Genomic DNA, 2,459 nt, shown 5'->3' with positions numbered 1-2,459 from the left:
ACGGCCCGCGAGCTGGACCTGGCCCTGACGGAGCACCGGGCCCTGACGGCACTGGCGGCGATAGCGGGGGCCACGGGCGACCCCGAGCGGGCCGCCCGGCACACGGCCGGGGCCCGCCTGATCGAACGGAACACGGGCTACCACCCCTGCCCGGAGGCGCAGCCGGGCGCGAACGCCCAGGCGTCCGCGGGCGGTTCGGCAGGATCCGTACCCCGCCGGGGTTATTACCCGTGATTAGCTTGCGGGTTCCCTTGACGGCCCCAAGCGGACGGCGGCACAGTCCTGGCATCCACACAGGCACCTGCCCTCCGGACTCACGCCCTTGAGCTAATGCGTATTACCAACGCGTCGCCGACAAGGAGCCCCCACGCCATGACACTCGACCGCCGCCGCTTCCTGCGCACCGCCTCCGCCGCGTCCGCCGTCACCGCCGGCGGGAGCGTGCTCGCCCTCGGCGGACCCGCCGCCGCGCCCGCGGCCGCCGCGCCCGGCGGGTTTCCGGACTACCGCCACGTGCGCACCCTGCTCGTCCCCGGGCAGCTCTCCTACAACCCCAGCGGCGAGATCATCTTCCCCTGCGTACGCGGCGTCTACGACCGCCTCCCCGCCCCGCTCGGCCGCTACTACCTCTACTACGCCCCCCACGAGAACCCCGGCGGCATCTGCCTCGCCCACGGCGACTCCCTGGAGGGGCCGTTCACCGAGTACCCGCGCAACCCGGTCGTCAAGAACGTCTGGGCCCCGCACTACAGCGTCAGCCACGTCTCCTCGCCCCACGTCATGTGGCACGCCGGGCGCCGCGAGCTGTGGCTCTACTTCCACGGCGAGAACAACACCACCCGGCTCGCCCGCTCCAAGGACGGCATCGGCTTCACGTACGACAAGACCGTGCTGACCACCGCCATGCTCCCCGCCGGCACCACCGAGACCTCCTACGCGCGCGTCTTCCCGTACGAACTGCCGGGCCGCGGCGCCCACTACGTCATGCTGTTCATGCGCAACGACCGCACCAACCACCGGGACATCGGCTGGGGCTGGTCCGCCGACGGGCGCAGTTGGACGTTCGACCCCGCGCCGCTCATCGACCACGCCGCCGTCGGCGCCTCCGACGTCTCCGGCGCGCACCTGCTGGAGCGCGGCGGCAGCGCGTACGTCGTCTACCACACCGACAAGGGCAGTGGCGGGAACATCCTCGTCACCGAGGTCGGCGCCGACTTCTCCCGCCGCAACCACCTCGGGATCTTCTACGACTCCCGCTCCACTGGACCCGAGAACGGCCGCGCCGCGGCACCCGCGTTCGGCACCGACCGCGGCGTGCCGTACATGATCTACGAGGCCGGCGAACGCCTCTCCGGGGTCATCGCCATGGCCCGCGGCTGACGCGCGGCACGCGGAGGGGGCGGCGGGCCGGCTAGCGCAGCACCCGCACCGGGTCCCCGTCGCCGTCCACCGCCGTCACCTCGTACGCCGTCGTGCCGCTGTCGATCCCGTACTCCTCCAGGTCGACGGCCAGATACCGGCCCTGTCCGGCGATCCGCCTGCCGTCGCCGAGGACGACCTCGATCCGCTCGACCTCCTGCGTGCCCACGACCACGATCCAGTGCCGGTACGGGCCCTCCCCGGCCGGGTCCGTCCGGTCGTACCAGGACGCCACCGCGGCGTCGCGCCACAGCGTGCCCGGCGCGTCGCCGCGGAGGGCGAAGCCGCCCCGGTCGCGGTCGTCCGAGGCGAGCAGCAGCAGGTTCTCCTCGCCGGTGCCCAGGGTGAGGAGCGAACCGGTGCCGCCCGCGGGCAGTTCGCCGCGCCACAGCTCCGAGACGTACCAGAGGCCGGTCAGCGGCTCCCGCGTCTCGCTCTTGTCGACGCAGGCGAGCCGGGACAGCAACCGCAGCTGCGCGGCGCCGGGTTCCCGCTCCCCCACGCGCGGCCGTTCCTCGGGGGGCCGGCGGCCGGCGGCGTCCAGGGGCCGCACGTCGCCCTGCAGCACGGCCCCGACGGGGCTGCGCCCGGACCGTACGGCGTGGACGAGCCCGCGGCTCCGGTCGGCGACGACCCGCAGCCCGCAACCGTCCGGGTCGGCCTCCGGTACGTCGAGCGCCACCCCGTCCGCGACGTCGACCGGCCGCCACCGCACGTCGTCCCCGTCGAGTACCGCGGCCGCGAAGCCCGTGGGCGACGAGCCGCCCACCCAGATGTCGCCGGGCCCGTCGGCGGGCCCGAGCAGCAGCGACCGGGCGGCGACCCGCGCGGGGGTCCCGTCGTCCGCCGCCGAGCCGATCGGCGTGACCCACTCCACGGCCCCGTCGCCGTCCGCGGGGCGCGCGTAGGCGCTGCCGAGGCCGGTCTCGTCGAGCAGGACGACCACGTCGCGGTCGCCGGCGCGGCCGGCGTGGACGACGGAGATCCCGCCGCGCGGCCGGTCGACCGGGGGTGCGGCGCGCCAGGCGTCGGCGGCGGTA

The 2,459-nt window shown here is 75.0% G+C and carries 3 protein-coding genes; 2 read left to right on the top strand and 1 reads right to left on the bottom strand.

Annotated elements, in window-relative coordinates:
• Nucleotides 1-234: hypothetical protein (locus H5J30_RS27270; RefSeq protein WP_181789976.1), on the top strand; the 234-nt coding region annotated here is incomplete at its 5' end.
• A 138-nt stretch (nt 235-372) separates the two neighbouring features.
• Complete coding sequence (locus tag H5J30_RS27265; protein WP_181789975.1) at nt 373-1,380, top strand: glycoside hydrolase family protein; 1,008 nt, start codon at nt 373-375, stop codon at nt 1,378-1,380.
• A gap of 31 nt (nt 1,381-1,411) precedes the next feature.
• Here the strand turns inward: H5J30_RS27265 and H5J30_RS27260 are convergent.
• Nucleotides 1,412-2,459: hypothetical protein (locus H5J30_RS27260; RefSeq protein ID WP_181789974.1), on the bottom strand; the 1,048-nt coding region annotated here is incomplete at its 5' end.

Origin of the sequence: Streptomyces phytophilus, from assembly GCF_013870535.1 — a bacterium.
GTDB lineage: Bacteria > Actinomycetota > Actinomycetes > Streptomycetales > Streptomycetaceae > Streptomyces > Streptomyces phytophilus.
The sequence above is the reverse complement of the archived record's forward strand: the minus strand, read 5'-3'. Positions and strand labels throughout refer to the sequence as shown.